This is a genomic window from Streptomyces sp. NPDC057877, assembly GCF_042796855.1.
Taxonomy (GTDB): Bacteria; Actinomycetota; Actinomycetes; order Streptomycetales; family Streptomycetaceae; genus Streptomyces.
In genome coordinates this window covers 83,845-102,539 of sequence record NZ_JBHVMS010000006.1, presented here as the reverse complement: position 1 = coordinate 102,539, position 18,695 = coordinate 83,845, and the positions used below count along the sequence as shown (strand labels likewise).

Sequence of the window (18,695 nt, the reverse complement as noted above, 5' to 3'; positions counted from 1 at the left end):
CCACGGACGTCCATGCGCTGCACCGAAGACCAAGGGATACGAGCTCGTGGTCCACGGTGGCAGGAACGCCTTGATCTCGGCAGAGATGCTGTGGTCGAGAGGCGCGGACTCCCCATCCACCGTGTACGCGGTCAGCCGCCCGCGTCAGTTGACCTGCTGTACAGCCCCCGCAGCGGTTACCAACTGCTTGGCCTCCGCGATGTCACGTGCGGCTGCGGCTTGCTCCTTTGGACCGAGCACCGCAGCCGCGCCGCTCTGATTCTGCGCTTTCTTGACCCGCTTACTGGCCGCCCGAGCAACCCTCTGCCCCACCGACACAGCCGGGTTGCACAGGTAGCCGACGAAAGCCGCGCCCTCCAGTGTTGCCCGGCACAACGTCAGCGGCGACCACACCGGAGGCGGCGACATCATCAAGTCGTGCTCCAGCGCACGAACGTGGTCGAGTGCATGTCCAGACCAGCCGACATGCATCGACCAACAGTTAGGCGGTTTCGTTTGGATCAGCGGGCGGACCAGAGGAAGATGCCAGCGATGTGGAGTCCGGCCAGGTAGATCGTGGCGGTCTTCTCGTAGCGGGTGGCGATGCCGCGCCACTGCTTGAGCCGGTTGATGCAGCGCTCGACGGTGTTGCGCTGCTTGTAGGTCTCGCGGTCGAAGGGTGGTGGCCTGCCGCCTCGGCTGCCTCGTCGCAGCCGGTGGCCGCAGATCGCACGGGACGAATAGGCCTTGTCCGCCGGGACCACGTCCGGCCTGGTGCGCGGACGGCCACGTCGCCGGGGAACACGCAGGCGGGCCATGACGTCGGTGAAGGGCCGGTGCATCCCCGGCCTGACCGGCCGTGAGGACGAACGCGAGAGGTCGGCAGCGTGCATCGGCTGCGAGGTGAATCTTGGTCGTTCAGCCCACCACATGAGCTTCTTCGAGGTCGCCACCGATCGGGTGATGGGCCGACAAGCGCAACGAGCGAGGCCCCCGAGCTGTTGATCGAGGTGTCTGACGTCTCAATCACGTTGCTCGGGGGCCTCGTTGGTCATCCATCCTGCCGCACTCGACCTGCCGCATGCACTCGTGGAGTGGGTCACCATGCTGATCGTCACCCGTGAGGGCGACCGGCGCTGCAAGCTCCGGCCGTCCCAGCGCGCGATGGTGGCACTGGTGTACCTGCGCGAACACATCACTCTGGCGAAGATCGCCACCGGGTTCGGGATCAGCGAGTCCACCGCCCACGCCTACACCAGCGCGGTCGTCGACCAGCTCGCCGCGCGTGCCCCAGGTCTGCTGAAGACACTGCGCGAGCACGAACCCGACTTCGTCCTGCTCGACGGCACCCTCGCCGAGTGCGACCGGGTCGGCGACGGCCGGGCCGACTACTCCCACAGACACCGGCGCCACGGCGTGAACGTGCAGGTTGTCACCGATCCCTGCGGCTGGCTGTTATGGCTCTCGCCCGCTCTGCCGGGCCGCACTTACGACCTGACTGCCGCACGCACCCACCGGATCATCCGCATCTGCGAGCGCCAGGGCGTTCCGATCGTGGCCGATCTCGCCTACCAGGGCGCCGGCCCATGGCTCACCACCGGCATCAAGCGCAAGCCCTTCCAGGAACTCACTCCCACCGACAGGACCCGCAACCGTGCCCTGGCCGCGGCACGAGCACCCGTCGAACCCGGCGTCGCCCGCCTGAAGTCCTGGCGGATCTTCCGCAGGTCCCGCTGCAGCCCCAACCGCATGACGTCAATCGCCAAGGCAGTCCTCACACTGGAGCTGCAACGCTGAAGAAGCTCACTGAGAAGGGCGCCGTCGTCCCATCCTCAACCTACTACCGCGTGTGGCAGCACGCCGGTGTGTTGGCGCTGCCACCGGCCGTGGCGGCCTCGCCGCTCGCGCGTCGGCCGTACGACCTTCGCCATTCGGCACTCTCCACGTGGCTCAACGCGGGTGTCGACCTTACCGAGGTTGCCGAGCGCGCCGGCAACAGCGTCGAAGTCCTCCTGACCCGCTACGCAAAGTGTCTCGACGGCCGCCAAGAGGTCGCCAACCGACGCATTGAGGAACTGCTGCGCGAGTACGAGTGACATCGCCTGACCACGTGCGAGGTTCCTGGCATCCTGCCCAGGGGCCTCGTCGTTTTCCAGGCCTCACCTGCGGCGATGCGGCAAGATCGCGTCCACGCCTCGTCCACAAACCTCGGCATACAGCCGCTCGAGCGGCACACGCCTGCACACACACGAAGACCCCGACCTCAGCGCTTCCGCTGGTGACGGGGTCTTTGGGCACCTCATGTTCGGTGCCCCCGGCAGGATTCGAACCTGCGCACACGGCTCCGGAGGCCGTTGCTCTATCCCCTGAGCTACGGGGGCGTGTCGTTCGCGGTGCTCTGTGGCTGCGGCGACGGGTAGAACACTACCAGCTCCGGTGGGGTGTTCATGAACGGGTTTCCGGTGAGGCGGGGAGGGAGGTGAAGGTGCGGCCGGGGATGGGGGCAAAGGTACGGCAGGGTCCCCCGGAGGGGGTGGAAGTGGGGAAAACCCGGACGCGGTGGCCGGTGCGGACCTACTCTCGAGTTGTGCCAGGCGCGTCGGGTCGGGTGCTTGTTGTGGACGACAACAAGGTCATCCGGCAGTTGATCAGGGTCAATCTCGAGCTGGAGGGCCTCGAGGTCGTGACCGCGGCCGATGGTGCCGAGTGTCTGGAAGTCGTGCATCAGGTGCGGCCCGATGTGGTCACCCTCGATGTCGTCATGCCTCGGCTGGACGGGCTGCGGACCGCGGCCCGGCTGCGGAGTGATCCGCTCACTCGGGACCTGCCCCTCGTGATCGTCAGTGCTTGTACCCAGTACGAGGTCGAGAGCGGCCTCGATATTGGTGTGGATGCCTTTCTTGCCAAGCCGTTCGAGCCCGGGGAGCTGGTGCGGGTGGTGCGTGGGTTGGTTGAGGGGGCGGCTGGTGGGCGTGGGCGTGGGGGTGACGTCTCGGCTCCGACGGCTACGGCTCCGACGGCTACGGCTGTGACGGCTACGGCTCCGACGGCTACGGCTGTGACGTCGGCCGCGACCTCTGTTTCGGCAGCTGTCGGGGCCCCCGCCTCTTCGTCCGACGCGGACTCCGATGCCGATGCCGGTTCGGTCCCCGCCCCTCTGGCCGTCTCTGCCGAGACATCCGCCAGTCCGCCCGAGCGGACCGGCGGCTGAGCCTCCCGCCAGCAGGACGCGCCGGGCCCCCGTCCACATCCCGGAACCAACCCCAAACCAGCTCGCATACCCACCCCCCTCCTCCCCTACGCTTGTCCCGTGACCCCCGTCGAACTCTCCCGCACCGTGCTGCACGCCGTGCGTTGTGCTGTCGACGACGGGGAACTGACCGTGACCGTCCCTGAGCGGGCCGTCGTCAGGGTGCCCGGGGCGGGTGGGTTCGGGGATTACGCCACCAACATCGCCCTGCGGTTGGCGCGGCCCGCGGGGCAGCCCGCGGTGCGGGTGGCGGAGGTGTTGGGGCGGTATCTGGACCGGGCCGAGGGTGTGCGGGAGGTGCGCGTCACCGGGGGCGGGTTCATCAACATCCGGCTTGACCAAGGCGTCGGCCGGGATGTCGTACGGCGGATTCTGGGGGAGGGGGAGCGGTACGGGTGTTCCCGGGAGTTTGAGGGGCAGGTCATCTCGTTGCGCGTGCCCCACGAGGTGCGTGCCGAGGCCGTCGCCGACGCGGTGGCGCGGATCGTCGCCTCGCAGGGCGGGCGCGTCGAGGTCGAGCACGGGGAGCCCGTGAACCTGCGGCCCGTACCCGCGCCCGAGGACCCCGCGTTCCTCGGCGCCGACGCCGCGCTCTGGGCCCTGCTCCACCCCGCGCCGCACGACCGGCCCCGGATCACCGCCGACCATCTGGTCCAGCGGGAGAGCAACCCCCTCTTCCGCGTGCGGTACGCCCACGCCCGAACCCGCGCCCTCACCCGCAACGCCGCCGACCTGGGATTCAGCGCCGAGCCCGGCAGCCATGCCGACGGTTCCCTGACCTCCCTGCTCGCCGACCACCCCCGCGTCCTCACCGCCGCCGCCACCCATCGCGCCCCCGACCGTCTCGCCCGGCACCTCGTCGCCGTCGCCGATGCCGTGCTGCCGTTGCTGCCGACCGTGTTGCCGCGTGGTGCGGAGAAACCCCTGGCCGCCCACCGCGCCCGGCTCGCTCTTGCCGAAGCCGCCGGGGCGGTGCTGGCCGGCGGCCTGGCCCTGCTCGGCATCGACGCACCCGACCATCTATGAAGAGCCAGCGAAGAGAGCCAGCGAAGACATGAGCCGTTCCGCACATCCCGCCGGGCCCCGTCACGCCGATGTCCTGCCCGAGGGGCACTACTCCGCCCCGCCCACCGATCTCAACGCCCTCGACCGCAAGGTGTGGGCCGAGACGGTCTCCCGGGACGGCGACGGTGTCTTGACCGTCGGCGGGATTCCCGTGACCCGGCTCGCGGAGGAGTTCGGGACCCCCGCCTATGTGCTCGACGAGTCCGACTTCCGTTCCCGTGCCCGTGCCTGGCGGGCCGCCTTCGGGCCGGACGCCGACGTGTTCTACGCCGGTAAGGCGTTCCTCTCGCGGGCCGTGGTGCGGTGGCTGCACGAGGAGGGGCTCAATCTCGATGTGTGCTCCGGTGGGGAACTCACCACCGCCCTCTCCGCCGGGATGCCCGCCGACCGGATCGCCTTCCACGGCAACAACAAGTCCGTGGAGGAGATCGAGCGGGCCGTGCACGCCGGGGTCGGGCGGATTGTTCTCGACTCCTTCCAGGAGATCGTGCGCGTCGCGCACATCGCTGAAGCGGCCGGTAAGCGGCAGCGGGTGCAGATTCGCGTCACCGTGGGCGTCGAGGCGCATACCCATGAGTTCATCGCCACCGCCCATGAGGACCAGAAGTTCGGGATTCCGCTCGCCGGTGGGCAGGCCGCCGAGGCCGTACGGCGGGCCCTTCGGCTCGACGGGCTCGAGCTGATCGGCATCCACTCGCACATCGGGTCGCAGATCTTCGACATGTCCGGGTTCGAGGTCGCCGCCCACCGCGTGGTCGGGCTGCTCAAGGACATCCGTGACGAGCACGGGGTCGAACTGCCCGAGATCGACCTCGGAGGCGGGCTCGGGATCGCCTACACCAGTGACGACGATCCCCGTGAGCCCCATGAGATCGCCAAGGCGCTCAGCGAGATCGTCACCCGGGAATGTGAGGGTGCCAGGCTGCGCACTCCCCGGATCTCCGTCGAACCCGGGCGCGCCATCGTGGGGCCGACGGCCTTCACCCTCTACGAGGTCGGCACCGTGAAGCCGCTCGACGGCCTGCGGACCTACGTGTCCGTCGACGGCGGGATGTCGGACAACATCCGTACCGCGCTCTACGACGCCGAGTACAGCGTCGCCCTCGTGTCCCGTACCTCCGACGCCGAGCCGATGCTCTCGCGTGTCGTCGGCAAGCACTGCGAGAGTGGGGACATCGTGGTCAAGGACGCGTTCCTGCCCGCCGACCTGGCACCGGGCGACCTGATCGCCGTACCGGCGACCGGCGCCTACTGCAGGTCGATGGCCAGCAACTACAACCACGTCCTGAGGCCGCCCGTCGTCGCCGTGCGCGAGGGGGAGGCCCGGGTGATCGTCCGGCGGGAGACGGAAGAGGATCTTCTGCGGCTCGATGTCGGGTGACCCCCTGACCATGCCCCAGACAACCCTTACGGGGCCGGAAGATCTTCGGTTCTTCCGCCCCGTACAAATGAAATAGATGTCTCATATTCCGGACCACGCACAGAAACTCCGGTCCGGTGAGTGAGACTGGTCCAACCGTAGACGGTATGAGGAAACGAGGTCGGATGATGCGTACGCGTCCGCTGAAGGTGGCGCTGCTGGGCTGTGGGGTTGTCGGCTCAGAGGTGGCGCGCATCATGACGACGCACGCCGACGACCTCGCCGCGCGGATCGGTGCGCCCGTGGAGCTGGCCGGGGTCGCCGTGCGGCGGCCCGGGAAGGTGCGGGAGGGCATCCCCGCCGAGCTGATCACCACCGACGCCACCGCCCTCGTCAAACGCGGGGACATTGATGTCGTGGTGGAGGTCATCGGGGGGATCGAGCCCGCCCGTACCCTCATCACCACCGCCTTCGCGCACGGCGCCTCCGTCGTCTCCGCCAACAAGGCGCTGCTCGCGCAGGACGGCGCCGATCTGCACGCCGCCGCCGAGCAGCACGGACGGGACCTGTACTACGAGGCCGCCGTCGCCGGTGCCATTCCGCTGATCCGGCCGCTGCGCGAGTCCCTCGCCGGGGACAAGGTCAACCGCGTGCTCGGGATCGTCAACGGGACGACCAACTTCATCCTCGACAAGATGGACTCCAGTGGCGCCGGATACCAGGAGGCCCTCGACGAGGCCACCGCGCTGGGGTACGCCGAGGCCGACCCGACCGCCGATGTCGAGGGGTTCGACGCCGCCGCCAAGGCCGCCATCCTCGCCGGGATCGCCTTCCACACGCGCGTGCGCCTGGACGACGTATACCGCGAGGGCATGACCGAGGTGACCGCCGCCGACTTCGTCTCCGCCCGCGAGATGGGGTGCACCATCAAGCTGCTCGCCATCTGTGAACGGGCCGAGGACGGGGGCTCGGTCACCGCGCGCGTGCATCCCGCGATGATTCCGCTCACGCATCCGCTCGCCTCCGTGCGCGGCGCGTACAACGCGGTCTTCGTGGAGTCGGACGCCGCCGGGCAGTTGATGTTCTACGGGCCTGGCGCGGGCGGCAGCCCCACCGCCTCCGCCGTGCTCGGTGACCTCGTCGCCGTCTGCCGCAACCGGCTCAACGGCGCTACCGGGCCCGGTGAGTCCGCGTACGCCGCGCTGCCCGTGTCGTCGATGGGCGAGGTCGTCACGCGGTACCACATCAGCCTGGACGTGGCGGACAAACCGGGTGTGCTCGCCCAGGTCGCGACCGTCTTCGCCGAGCACGGGGTGTCGATCGATACCGTGCGGCAGCAAGGACGACAGGACAGCGACGGTGAGGCCTCCCTCGTCGTCGTCACCCATCGCGCGTCCGACGCCTCCCTCACCGGGACCGTCGAGGCGCTGCGCAAGCTCGACACCGTGCGGGGTGTCGCCAGCATCATGCGGGTTGAAGGAGAGTAACCAGCAATGACCCACCAGTGGCGCGGAATCATCGAGGAGTACCGGCACCGGCTGCCCGTCTCCCACACCACGCCGGTCGTGACGCTCCGCGAGGGCGGCACGCCCCTCGTGCCCGCGCAGGTGCTCTCCGAGCGCACGGGCTGCGAGGTCCACCTGAAGGTGGAGGGTGCCAATCCCACCGGGTCCTTCAAGGACCGCGGTATGACCATGGCCATCAGCAGGGCCAAGGAGGAGGGGGCGAAGGCCGTCATCTGCGCCTCCACCGGCAACACGTCCGCCTCCGCCGCCGCGTACGCCGTGCGCGCGGGTATGGTTTCGGCCGTTCTCGTGCCGCAGGGCAAGATCGCCCTCGGGAAGATGGGCCAGGCCCTCGTCCACGGTGCCAAGATCCTCCAGGTCGACGGCAACTTCGACGACTGTCTGACCCTCGCGCGCGCGCTCAGCGACAACTACCCCGTGGCGCTGGTCAATTCGGTCAATCCGGTGCGTATCGAGGGGCAGAAGACCGCCGCCTTCGAGATCGTCGACATGCTCGGCGACGCGCCCGACATCCATGTCCTGCCGGTGGGCAACGCGGGCAACATCACCGCGTACTGGAGGGGGTACCGCGAGTACGCCGCCGACGGCGTGGCCGCGAGGACCCCGCGCATGTGGGGGTTCCAGGCCTCCGGCTCCGCGCCCATCGTGCGCGGTGAGGTCGTCAAGGACCCGTCGACCATCGCCACCGCCATCCGGATCGGCAACCCGGCCTCCTGGCAGTACGCGCTCGCCGCGCGCGACGAGTCCGGCGGGCTCATCGACGAGGTGACGGACCGTGAGATCCTGCGCGCCTACCGCCTCTTGGCCGCTCAGGAGGGCGTCTTCGTCGAGCCCGCCTCGGCCGCGTCCGTCGCCGGGCTGCTGAAGGCGGCCGAGCAGGGCAAGGTCGACCCCGGCCAGCGGATCGTGTGCACCGTCACCGGCAACGGCCTCAAGGACCCCGACTGGGCCGTCGCGGGCGCCCCGCAGCCCGTCACCGTCCCGGTCGACGCGGCGACGGCGGCCGAGCGGCTCGGGCTGGCCTGACGCCCATCGGGCAAATCCCTAGGTCATTCCCTAGGTCATTCCCTATGAGGGGTGCACAGGGGGCTTACGACACGCATCGTGCGCCTCCTGTGCGCCCTATGTCGCCACAGAACCTTCCTTCGATAAGCTGTACTGAACCCGCCTGCCGCATATGCCCGTCGAGGGCATGCTGCCGAGCGGCCCGAAGGGCCGGGGTTCCCCGTACGTATCGACTTCGAATGTCTTCGACAATCACGCAGCTCAAGGAGAGTCATCGAGCGATGGCCGGTCCAGCGTTCCGCGCCGCCGCCGTCCGGGTGCGCGTCCCCGCCACCAGCGCCAACCTCGGCCCGGGCTTCGACGCCCTCGGCCTCGCGCTGGGCTTGTACGACGACGTCGTCGTCCGGGTGGCCGACTCCGGGCTGCACATCGACATCGCGGGCGAGGGCAGCGAGACCCTCCCGCGTGACGAGGGCCATCTGCTCGTACGCTCCCTGCGCACCGCCTTCGACGTCCTCGGCGGCCAGCCGCGCGGCCTGGAGATCGTCTGCGCCAACCGCATCCCGCACGGCCGGGGCCTCGGCTCCTCCTCGGCCGCCATCTGCGCCGGGATCGTCGCCGCCCGCGCCGTGACCATAGGCGGCGAGGCCCGCCTCGACGACGCCGCCCTGCTGGAGCTGGCCACCGAGATCGAGGGCCACCCCGACAACGTCGCCGCCTGTCTGCTCGGCGGCTTCACGCTCTCCTGGATGGAGGCGGGCGCCGCGCGGGCGATCAGGATGGAGCCCGCCGATTCCATCGTTCCGGTGGTTTTCGTGCCCGGGAAGCCCGTGCTCACCGAGGCCGCGCGCGGACTGCTCCCGCGCACCGTGCCGCACGTCGACGCCGCCGCCAACGCGGGCCGCGCCGCCCTGCTCGTCGAGGCACTGACCAGGCGCCCCGAGCTGCTGCTGCCCGCCACCGAGGACCGGCTCCACCAGGAGTACCGCGCCCCCGCGATGCCGGAGAGCGCGGCGCTGGTGGAGCGGCTGCGCGCCGACGGCATCCCGGCGGTGATCTCCGGCGCCGGACCCACCGTGATGGCCCTGGCCGACGCGGAGAGCGCCGACAAGGTCGAGGCGCTGGCCGGAGCGGACTGGGCCGCCAACCGACTCGGCCTCGATGTCGAGGGAGCGAGCGTGCTGCCGCTCGCGACCAGTACAAACCCCGGCGCCACCAGCGAGAACACCGAGGGTGACAGCGGCCGTGACCCGGTCGGTGACATCAGCGGGGACAAATAAAGCGGGCGGTTGCCGGATTTCGAGAGGGGGAATGTTTGTTGGATCCGGTAGTGTTAACCTCAAGTCTGCACCCGACCTCACCATGGCGAGGTGCCTCGTGTCCCCGTCCGGGACAGACATTCTTCCGGGAGCTCCCCAAGCCGCACTGTGTTCTGTACCTCGTATGCGGGCAGTACGTCGTACGTCGACACTGAGCGGACCTGCGGGCACGCTCCGGAACCGGTGCGACCACGCCACGTGACACAGGGTGCCACGGCTCGAGGTTGCGCCATCACCAGATATCTCTTCCGCCTCTTTGGCGGACCACCGCCCCGGCACGGTCCACACACCAGGGACCGAAGCCGGACAGCACAACCGGTCGCCGAGCCAGACAGGCCGACGTCCGCTCCAGGGAAGGACCCTTCGTGAGCGACACCACCGATCTGATGGGCGCACGTGTCGAGGAGACCGCTGCCGCGCCCGCCACGGACGCCTCCGCGCCTGCCACCGGTGCCGGCTCCCGGCGGCGCCGCGGTACCGGCCTCGAGGGCATGGTGCTGGCCGAGCTGCAACAGGTCGCATCCGGCCTCGGAATCAGGGGCACCGCGCGGATGCGCAAGAGCCAGCTGATCGAGGTCATCAAGGAGGCGCAGGCGTCCGGTGGCGCCCCGGCCAAGGCCGACACCGCCACCGAGACCAAGCCGAAGCGCCGGGCCACCTCCCGGACCCGTACGGGCGGCGAGGGCGCCGAGAAGGCCGAGAAGAAGGCGGACGCCTCCGCCGAGGCCGCTCCCGCCGAGAAGGCCGCCGCTGTGGCCGCTCCCAAGGCCGAGCAGGCCGTGGCGCAGCAGCAGATCGAGATCCCCGGTCAGCCCGCCAGCGACGACGCGCCCGCTGAGCGCCGCCGTCGCCGGGCCACCGCCGAAGCGGGCAGCCCCGAGACCGTCACCGCCGAGGCCAGGTCCGAGGCGCCCGCCCAGCAGCCGCAGGGCGAGGCCAAGGGCGACGCCGGTGACGGCGGCGAGGGCCGCCGCCGCGACCGCCGTGAGCGCGGCCGTGACCGGGACCGCGATCGCGACCGCGACCGCCGCGGCAAGGGCGACGACCAGCAGCAGAACCAGGGCCAGCAGCGCCAGCAGGGCGGCGGGCGCCAGGACCGTCAGGACCGGCAGCAGCAGCAGGACGACGACGACTTCGAGGGCGGCCGTCGCGGCCGTCGCGGCCGTTACCGGGACCGCCGGGGCCGTCGTGGCCGCGACGAGGTCCAGGAGCCGCAGATCGCCGAGGACGACGTCCTGATCCCCGTCGCGGGCATCCTGGACATCCTCGACAACTACGCCTTCATCCGTACGTCGGGCTACCTGCCCGGTCCGAACGACGTGTACGTCTCCCTCGCCCAGGTCCGCAAGAACGGCCTGCGCAAGGGCGACCACATCACCGGCGCGGTCCGCCAGCCCAAGGAAGGCGAGCGGCGCGAGAAGTTCAACGCGCTGGTCCGCCTGGACTCCGTCAACGGCATGGCCCCCGAACACGGCCGTGGCCGCCCGGAGTTCAACAAGCTCACCCCGCTGTACCCGCAGGACCGGCTCCGTCTGGAGACCGACCCGGGGGTGCTGACCACCCGCATCATCGACCTCGTGTCGCCGATCGGTAAGGGCCAGCGCGGTCTGATCGTGGCCCCGCCGAAGACCGGCAAGACCATGATCATGCAGGCGATCGCCAACGCGATCACCCACAACAACCCCGAGTGCCACCTGATGGTCGTCCTCGTCGACGAGCGTCCGGAAGAGGTCACCGACATGCAGCGGTCGGTCAAGGGCGAGGTCATCTCCTCGACCTTCGACCGCCCGGCCGAGGACCACACCACGGTCGCCGAACTGGCCATCGAGCGCGCCAAGCGGCTCGTCGAGCTGGGCCACGACGTGGTCGTGCTGCTGGACTCCATCACGCGACTGGGCCGCGCCTACAACCTGGCCGCGCCCGCATCCGGCCGCATCCTGTCCGGTGGTGTGGACTCCACCGCCCTGTACCCGCCGAAGCGCTTCTTCGGTGCGGCCCGCAACATCGAGGACGGCGGCTCGCTGACCATCCTCGCCACCGCCCTGGTGGACACCGGGTCCCGCATGGACGAGGTGATCTTCGAGGAGTTCAAGGGCACCGGCAACATGGAGCTGAAGCTCGACCGCAAGCTCGCGGACAAGCGGATCTTCCCGGCGGTGGACGTGGACGCGTCCGGTACCCGTAAGGAAGAGATCCTGCTGGGCGCGGAGGAACTGGGCATCGTCTGGAAGCTGCGGCGGGTGCTGCACGCGCTGGACCAGCAGCAGGCGATCGAGCTGCTGCTGGACAAGATGAAGCAGACGAAGTCGAACGTCGAGTTCCTGATGCAGATCCAGAAGACGACGCCGACGCCGGGCAACGGCGACTGAGACCGGCGCAGCTGACGGAATGGGCCGCCCTTCGGGGCGGCCCTTTCCGCGTCCTGGGCCCGGCGGCGAGATCTTCGCCACAGGGACCTCCGTCGGCATCGGCTCTCAGCAGTACGACATCCGGGGCTGACGAGGACAGAAGCCGCAGGTGAGACCCCGTGCTCGGGCACTCGGTCCGACTACGCAGCGTGCCCGTCGCCCCGGCGGTGGGCACAGCGCGTCGTGCAACCCTGTCCCGGGTTTCCCCGTCCCACCGTACGGAGGACGATGGTGCGGCAAGGGTCCACCGACCGTGTCTGCACCGAAGCGCAGGGGGTAACCGAACGGACGAGAGCTGAGGAGCACATGGCTGCCGAGAGCACGCCGGGACCCGGTATACCGGGCGCCCCCGGACCCACCGGCCCGCGCCGTCGCGCCCGGGGCCGCCGTCGCAAGCCCCGCGGCAGGCGCCGTACCGGGGTGCTGGTGGCCGCGTGGAGCGCCGCGGGCATCGTGGTCCTGGGCGGCACCGGAGCCGGGTACGTCTACTTCAAGCTCAACGGCAACCTCCGAAGCGTCGACATCGACCAGGCCCTCGGCACCGACCGGCCCACCAAGGTCGACGACGGCTCGCAGAACATCCTCGTCCTGGGCTCCGACACCCGCTCCGGCGCCAACGACAAGCTCGGCGGCGGCACCGACGACGGCACCGCCCGCTCCGACACGGCGATGATCGTGCACGTCCACGAGGGCCGGAAGAAGGCCAGCGTGGTCTCCGTCCCCCGGGACACCGTCATCGACCGGCCCGCCTGCACCGACGCCGACGGCGACGAGCACGACGCCGCGTCCGGCGTGATGTTCAACTCCGCGTACTCCACCGGCGGCGCCGCCTGCGCCGTGAAGACCGTCGAGTCGATCACCGGCATCCGCATGGACCACTACCTGGAGGTCGACTTCAGCGGCTTCCAGAAGCTGATCGACGAACTCGGCGGCGTCGAGGTCACCACCACCCAGGACATCCAGGACCCCGACAGCCACCTCGACCTCGAGGCCGGAACCCACCGGCTCACCGGCGAGCAGGCACTCGGCCTGGTCCGCACCCGGCACGGCGTCGGCGACGGCTCCGACCTCGGCCGCATCCAGCTCCAGCAGGCGTTCCTCAAGGCCCTGGTCGAGCAGGTCAAGGACGTCGGCCTGTTCACCAGCCCCAAGAAGCTCTACGACGTCGCCGACACCGCCACCCGGGCCGTCACCACCGACTCCGACCTCGCCTCGGTGAACTCCCTGGTCTCCTTCGCGGGCAGCCTCAAGGGCATCGGCCCCGAGGACATGACCATGGTCACCATGCCGGTCCAGTACGACCCCGCCGACCCCAACCGCGTCATCCTCGCCGAGAAGCAGGCGGACAGCGTGTGGAAGGCCCTGAAGAACGACGAGCGCATTCCCAGGTCGGCGACAGAGGGAACGGCGACAGGCGAAGCCAAGGGCGTCGTAAGCGCCCCGTGAGGGGCGCGGGGAACTGCGCGGCCAGCCACGGACAACCCGCGGGGAATAGACCACGGCAACCCCCGGTTTTGGGTGATGGCCCCAGTCCTGGCAGACTGGTACGTCGGCTCCGGTTCACGCATCCGCACCCCGCGGCTGCGACCCGGCGCCCTCCCGAAACCTAGGAGAAACCCTTGAAGCGCGACATCCACCCCGAGTACGTCGAGACGCAGGTCAGCTGCACCTGCGGCGCGTCGTTCACCACCCGTAGCACGATCGAGAGCGGCACCATCCGCGCCGAGGTCTGCTCCGAGTGCCACCCGTTCTACACGGGCAAGCAGAAGATCCTCGACACCGGTGGCCGTGTGGCCCGCTTCGAGGCCCGCTTCGGCAAGGCCGCCGGCAAGAAGTAGCGAGCCGCCAGCGCCGGTCCACGGCCGCGCCCTCCGCACCCGAGGGCGCGCCGGGGACCGGCGTTTTTGCTCGCGCCGCCCAGCGCGCCCTCAGCGCCCCGCGCCCCCAGCGCCCCGCGCCCCGGCGTCCCCGCGCCCACGGCGCCCCTGGGCCACTTCCCGCCCCCCGCCTTCCCGTCGCACGTCAGTCACTTCAGGAGCCCAAGATGTTCGAGGCCGTCGACGACCTCGTCGCCGAGCACGCCGATCTGGAGAAGCGGCTCGCCGATCCGTCGGTCCACGCCGACCAGGCCAACGCGCGCAAGCTGAACAAGCGCTACGCCGAGCTGACCCCGATCGTCGCCACGTACCGCTCCTGGAAGCAGACCGGCGACGACATCGACACCGCCCGCGAACTCGGCGCCGACGACCCGGAGTTCGCCGCCGAGGTCAAGGAGCTGGAGAAGCACCGCGAGGAGCTGACGGAGAAGCTGCGCCTGCTGCTCGTCCCGCGCGACCCCAGTGACGACAAGGACGTGATCCTGGAGATCAAGGCGGGCGCGGGCGGCGACGAGTCCGCCCTGTTCGCCGGTGATCTGCTGCGCATGTACCTGCGGTACGCCGAGCGGGTCGGCTGGAAGACCGAGATCATCGACGCCACCGAGTCCGAGCTGGGCGGCTACAAGGACGTCCAGGTCGCCGTGAAGACCCGCGGACAGACCGAGCCCGGGCACGGCGTGTGGGCGCGGCTGAAGTACGAGGGCGGGGTGCACCGGGTGCAGCGCGTCCCGGCGACCGAGTCCCAGGGCCGGATCCACACCTCCGCCGCCGGTGTGCTCGTCACCCCCGAGGCCGAGGAGGTGGACGTGGAGATCAACCCGAACGACCTCCGGATCGACGTCTACCGGTCCTCCGGGCCCGGCGGGCAGTCGGTGAACACCACCGACTCCGCGGTGCGCATCACGCACATTCCCACCGGAGTCGTCGCCTCCTGCCAGAACGAGAAGAGCCAGCTGCAGAACAAGGAGCAGGCACTGCGTATCCTGCGCTCCAGGCTGCTCGCCATGGCGCAGGAGGAGGCGGAGCGCGAAGCCGCCGACGCCCGTCGCAGCCAGGTCCGTACCGTCGACCGCTCCGAGAAGATCCGTACCTACAACTTCCCGGAGAACCGCATCTCGGACCACCGTGTCGGCTTCAAGGCCTACAACCTCGACCAGGTCCTGGACGGGGAGCTGGACGCGGTGATCCAGGCCTGCGTCGACGCGGACTCGGCCGCCAAGCTGGCGGCCGCGTAACTCTCTCAGACAGCTCAGACAGCTCAGACAGCTCAGACAGCTCGGAAAGTTCGGACAGCTCGACAGCTCGGACAGCTCGGAGGACCAGCGTGAACCTGCTGCTCGCGGAGGTGGCGCAGGCCACCCAGCGGCTGGCCGACGCCGGCGTGCCCTCGCCGCGCACCGACGCGGAGGAACTCGCCGCGTTCGTCCACGGCGTCAAGCGGGGCGAGCTGCACACCGTGCGGGACGCTGACTTCGACGCCCGGTACTGGGAGGTCGTCGCCCGGCGCGAGGCCCGCGAACCGCTCCAGCACATCACCGGACGCGCCTACTTCCGCTATCTGGAACTCCAGGTCGGCCCCGGCGTGTTCGTGCCGCGCCCGGAGACGGAGTCCGTCGTGGGCTGGGCGATAGACGCGGTTCGGGCCATGGACGTGGTCGAGCCGTGCATCGTCGACCTGTGCACCGGCTCCGGGGCGATCGCCCTCGCCATGGCCCAGGAGGTGCCGCGCTCGCGCGTGCACGCCGTGGAGCTGTCCGAGGAGGCGCTCAGGTGGACCCGTAAGAACATGGAGGGGTCCAGGGTCGACCTGCGGCAGGGCGACGCCCTGACCGCCTTCCCGGACCTCGACGGCCACGTCGACCTGGTCATCTCCAACCCGCCGTACATCCCCCTCACCGAGTGGGAGTACGTCGCTCCCGAGGCCCGTGACCACGACCCCGAGCTGGCGCTGTTCTCCGGCGAGGACGGCCTCGACCTGATCCGCGGCCTGGAGCGCACCGCGCACCGGCTGCTGCGGCCCGGCGGGCTCGTGGTCGTCGAGCACGCCGACACCCAGGGCGGCCAGGTGCCGTGGATCTTCGCCGAGGACCGCGGCTGGACCGACGCCGCCGACCACCCCGACCTGAACAACCGGCCGCGCTTCGCCACCGCCCGCAAGGCGCTGCCGTGACCATCCCGAACCACATCCCCCAGCAGTACGTGTACTTCGTGTACGAGGAGGCCCGCTGATATGGCACGGCGATACGACACCAACGACGCGACCGACCGTGTGACGGGTCTGCGCGAGGCCGCGTCCGCCGTCCGCCGGGGCGAGCTGGTGGTCCTCCCGACCGACACCGTGTACGGCATCGGCGCCGACGCCTTCTCCTCGGAGGGCGTCGCCGACCTGCTGGCCGCCAAGGGCCGGGGCCGCAACATGCCCACCCCCGTCCTGATCGGCTCCCCGAACACCCTGCACGGCCTGGTCACCGACTTCTCCGAGCTGGCCTGGGAACTGGTCGACGCCTTCTGGCCGGGCGCGCTCACGCTGGTCGCCAAGCACCAGCCGTCCCTGCAGTGGGACCTGGGCGACACCCGGGGCACGGTCGCCGTGCGGATGCCGCTGCACCCCGTCGCCATCGAGCTGCTCACCGACGTCGGCCCGATGGCCGTGTCCTCCGCGAACCTGACCGGGCACCCGGCGCCGGAGGACTGTGACGCGGCCCAGCAGATGCTCGGCGACTCCGTCTCCGTCTATCTCGACGGTGGTCCCACGCCCGGCATCGTGCCGTCGTCCATCGTCGATGTCACCGGTCCGGTGCCGGTGCTGCTGCGTGAGGGCGCCCTGTCGCCGGAGGAGCTGCGGAAGGTCGTACCCGACCTCGAGGTGGCCAATTGACCGCCCCTGAGTCGGGGCGTGGCATAGGCAGCCGGGAACGGCCCGCGGAGGAGACGACGACGTTCGGGTTTCCCCGTGACTCCTTCCGCATCCTGCACGTCAGCACCGGGAACGTCTGCCGCTCGCCCATCACCGAGCGGCTGACCCGTCATTTCGTGCAGGAGCGGCTGGGCATCCTGGGCGGCGGGCTGATCGTGGAGAGCGCGGGGACCTGGGGGCACGAGGGGGCGCCGATGGAGGCGAACGCGGAGACGGTGCTGGCCGACTTCGGCGCGGACGCGTCCGGGTTCACCGGCCGGGAGCTGCTGGACGAGCATGTGATCCGGGCCGACCTGGTGCTGACCGCGACGCGTGACCACCGGGCCCAGGTGATCTCCATGGGGCACTCGGCGGGGCTGCGGACGTTCACCCTGAAGGAGTTCACCCGGCTGGTGAAGGCCATCGACCCGGCGACGCTGCCGCCGCTGGACGACGGCGTGGTGGCGCGGGCGCGGGCCCTGGTCCGCGCGGCGGCGGCGCTGCGCGGCTGGCTGCTGGCGCCCACCGCCGAGGCGGACGAGGTCTACGACCCCTACGGGGCCCCCTTGCCGTTCTTCCGGTCGATCGGGGACGAGATACACGAGGCGCTGGATCCGGTGGTCACCGCGCTGACCGGGGTGCCCGCCAGGGCGTAACAGCCGGGCGGCGACCCCGGGAGCGGCCTACATTGGTCGTACGTCACCGTCGTCACCGCCGACGCCCGGGAGCCCACCATGTCGGTCACGCCTGCCCCCACGGCCGATGCCACCGCCGTCCTGCGCGGTCAGGACCCGCAGCTCGCCGACATCCTGCTCGCGGAGCTGACCCGGCAGTCGCGCACGCTCCAGCTGAACGCCGCCGAGAACTTCGCCTCCCCGGCCGTGCTGGCCGCGCTCGGCTCGCCGCTCGCCAACAAGTACGCGGAGGGGTATCCGGGGGCCCGGCACCACGGGGGCTGCGAGATCGTGGACGTCGCCGAGCGGGTCGCGGTGGACCGGGCCAGGGAGCTGTTCGGCGCGGAGCACGCCAATGTGCAGTCCCACTCGGGGTCGTCGGCGGTGCTCGCCGCGTACGCCGCCCTGCTGCGGCCCGGTGACACGGTGCTGGCGCTCGGACTGCCGCACGGGGGTCACCTCACGCACGGGTCGCCCGCGAACTTCTCCGGGCGCTGGTTCGACTTCGTCGGCTACGGCGTGGAGGCCGAGACGGGGCTCGTCGACCACGACCAGGTGCGGGCGCTGGCCCTAACCCGGCGGCCCAAGGCGATCGTGTGCGGCTCCATCGCCTACCCCCGCCATCTCGACTACGCCTTCTTCCGCGAGGTCGCCGACGAGGTGGGCGCCTATCTGATCGCGGACGCCGCCCATCCCATCGGGCTCGTCGCCGGGGGAGTGGCGCCCAGTCCGGTGCCGTACGCGGACATCGTCTGCGCGACCACGCACAAGGTGCTGCGGGGGCCGCGCGGCGGGATGATCCTGTGCGGGAGCGAGCTGGCCGAGCGGGTGGACCGGGCGGTGTTCCCGTTCACGCAGGGCGGCGCGCAGATGCACACCGTCGCCGCCAAGGCCGTGGCGTTCGGCGAGGCGGCGACGGAGGCCTTCGCGGCGTACGCCCGTCAGGTGGTCGCCAACGCCCGGGTGCTGGCGGCGGGGCTGGCCGCCGAGGGCCTCGTGGTCACCACCGGGGGCACGGACACCCACCTGATCACCGCCGACCCGGCGCCGCTCGGCGTCGACGGCCGTACCGCGAGGAACCTGCTCGCCGCCGCGGGGCTGGTGCTGGACTGCTGCGCCCTGCCGCACGGCGACTCGCGTGGGCTGCGGCTCGGCACGGCGGCGGTGACCACCCAGGGGATGCGGGAGGGTGAGATGGCGGAGATCGCCGCGCTGCTGGCGGCGGTGGCGCGGCGGGAGGTGGACGGGGCGCGGGCACGGGAGGACGTGCGGGAGCTGACGGCGGGGTTCCCGCCCTATCCGGCGGTGTGATGCGCGCCGCATCCGGCGTCGTCAC

16 protein-coding genes, 1 tRNA gene and 2 pseudogenes are annotated in these 18,695 nt (G+C 70.6%); 16 read left to right on the top strand and 3 right to left on the bottom strand.

Translation table 11 applies throughout. From position 1 onward, the window contains the following. Positions 1-144 precede the first annotated feature (144 nt). The gene (locus ACFVQG_RS19030) at positions 145-471 is read right to left on the bottom strand and encodes a hypothetical protein (RefSeq protein WP_383384112.1); all 327 of its coding nucleotides are present in this window, start codon (positions 469-471) and stop codon (positions 145-147) included. A gap of 29 nt (positions 472-500) precedes the next feature. Next, positions 501-897, bottom strand: a pseudogene (locus tag ACFVQG_RS19025) (IS5 family transposase); the annotation flags it as partial. 129 nt (positions 898-1,026) lie between these two features. On the opposite strand from ACFVQG_RS19025, the gene ACFVQG_RS19020 reads away from it, so the two are divergent. Further along, positions 1,027-1,776 carry a transposase family protein gene (locus ACFVQG_RS19020; RefSeq protein WP_383384110.1) on the top strand — a complete coding sequence of 250 codons (750 nt, stop codon included), beginning with the start codon at positions 1,027-1,029 and terminating at the stop codon, positions 1,774-1,776. 50 nt (positions 1,777-1,826) lie between these two features. Further along, on the top strand, positions 1,827-2,075 hold the full coding sequence (locus ACFVQG_RS19015) for a hypothetical protein (protein ID WP_383384107.1): 249 nt from the start codon (positions 1,827-1,829) through the stop codon (positions 2,073-2,075). 213 nt (positions 2,076-2,288) lie between these two features. Here the strand turns inward: ACFVQG_RS19015 and ACFVQG_RS19010 are convergent. Further along, positions 2,289-2,360 (bottom strand) — tRNA-Arg (locus ACFVQG_RS19010). A gap of 116 nt (positions 2,361-2,476) precedes the next feature. Between ACFVQG_RS19010 and ACFVQG_RS19005 the strand changes: the two are divergent. The 14 genes and pseudogenes from ACFVQG_RS19005 to glyA form a co-directional block, all read left to right on the top strand. Beyond that, positions 2,477-2,986: pseudogene (locus ACFVQG_RS19005) on the top strand (response regulator); the annotation flags it as partial. Between the two features lie 303 nt (positions 2,987-3,289). Next, positions 3,290-4,255 carry an ArgS-related anticodon-binding protein NrtL gene (gene nrtL / locus ACFVQG_RS19000; RefSeq protein ID WP_383384104.1) on the top strand — a complete coding sequence of 322 codons (966 nt, stop codon included), beginning with the start codon at positions 3,290-3,292 and terminating at the stop codon, positions 4,253-4,255. Between the two features lie 28 nt (positions 4,256-4,283). After that, positions 4,284-5,675, top strand: coding sequence for a diaminopimelate decarboxylase (gene lysA, locus ACFVQG_RS18995; protein ID WP_383384101.1), 1,392 nt, complete (start codon positions 4,284-4,286; stop codon positions 5,673-5,675). Positions 5,676-5,839: 164 nt separating this feature from the next. Continuing rightward, the gene (locus ACFVQG_RS18990) at positions 5,840-7,141 is read left to right on the top strand and encodes a homoserine dehydrogenase (RefSeq protein WP_383384098.1); all 1,302 of its coding nucleotides are present in this window, start codon (positions 5,840-5,842) and stop codon (positions 7,139-7,141) included. Between the two features lie 6 nt (positions 7,142-7,147). Beyond that, on the top strand, positions 7,148-8,206 hold the full coding sequence (gene thrC / locus ACFVQG_RS18985) for a threonine synthase (RefSeq protein WP_383384095.1): 1,059 nt from the start codon (positions 7,148-7,150) through the stop codon (positions 8,204-8,206). A gap of 260 nt (positions 8,207-8,466) precedes the next feature. After that, complete coding sequence (gene thrB / locus ACFVQG_RS18980) at positions 8,467-9,465, top strand: homoserine kinase (RefSeq protein ID WP_383384092.1); 999 nt, start codon at positions 8,467-8,469, stop codon at positions 9,463-9,465. Between the two features lie 404 nt (positions 9,466-9,869). Beyond that, entirely contained in the window at positions 9,870-11,873 is a 2,004-nt protein-coding gene (gene rho / locus ACFVQG_RS18975) for a transcription termination factor Rho (RefSeq protein ID WP_383384089.1), read from the top strand. A gap of 345 nt (positions 11,874-12,218) precedes the next feature. Then, the gene (locus tag ACFVQG_RS18970) at positions 12,219-13,358 is read left to right on the top strand and encodes an LCP family protein (RefSeq protein ID WP_383384086.1); all 1,140 of its coding nucleotides are present in this window, start codon (positions 12,219-12,221) and stop codon (positions 13,356-13,358) included. Positions 13,359-13,531: 173 nt separating this feature from the next. Further along, complete coding sequence (rpmE, locus tag ACFVQG_RS18965; RefSeq protein WP_383384083.1) at positions 13,532-13,750, top strand: 50S ribosomal protein L31; 219 nt, start codon at positions 13,532-13,534, stop codon at positions 13,748-13,750. 206 nt (positions 13,751-13,956) lie between these two features. Next, entirely contained in the window at positions 13,957-15,024 is a 1,068-nt protein-coding gene (gene prfA / locus ACFVQG_RS18960; protein ID WP_383384080.1) for a peptide chain release factor 1, read from the top strand. 89 nt (positions 15,025-15,113) lie between these two features. After that, the gene (prmC, locus tag ACFVQG_RS18955) at positions 15,114-15,959 is read left to right on the top strand and encodes a peptide chain release factor N(5)-glutamine methyltransferase (RefSeq protein WP_383384077.1); all 846 of its coding nucleotides are present in this window, start codon (positions 15,114-15,116) and stop codon (positions 15,957-15,959) included. A gap of 60 nt (positions 15,960-16,019) precedes the next feature. After that, complete coding sequence (locus ACFVQG_RS18950; protein ID WP_383384074.1) at positions 16,020-16,667, top strand: L-threonylcarbamoyladenylate synthase; 648 nt, start codon at positions 16,020-16,022, stop codon at positions 16,665-16,667. After that, on the top strand, positions 16,664-17,341 hold the full coding sequence (locus ACFVQG_RS18945; RefSeq protein ID WP_383384070.1) for a protein-tyrosine-phosphatase: 678 nt from the start codon (positions 16,664-16,666) through the stop codon (positions 17,339-17,341). The genes ACFVQG_RS18950 and ACFVQG_RS18945 overlap by 4 nt, the downstream gene beginning before the upstream one ends. Before the next feature lie 78 nt (positions 17,342-17,419). After that, the gene (glyA, locus tag ACFVQG_RS18940; protein ID WP_383384067.1) at positions 17,420-18,670 is read left to right on the top strand and encodes a serine hydroxymethyltransferase; all 1,251 of its coding nucleotides are present in this window, start codon (positions 17,420-17,422) and stop codon (positions 18,668-18,670) included. Positions 18,671-18,695 lie beyond the last annotated feature (25 nt).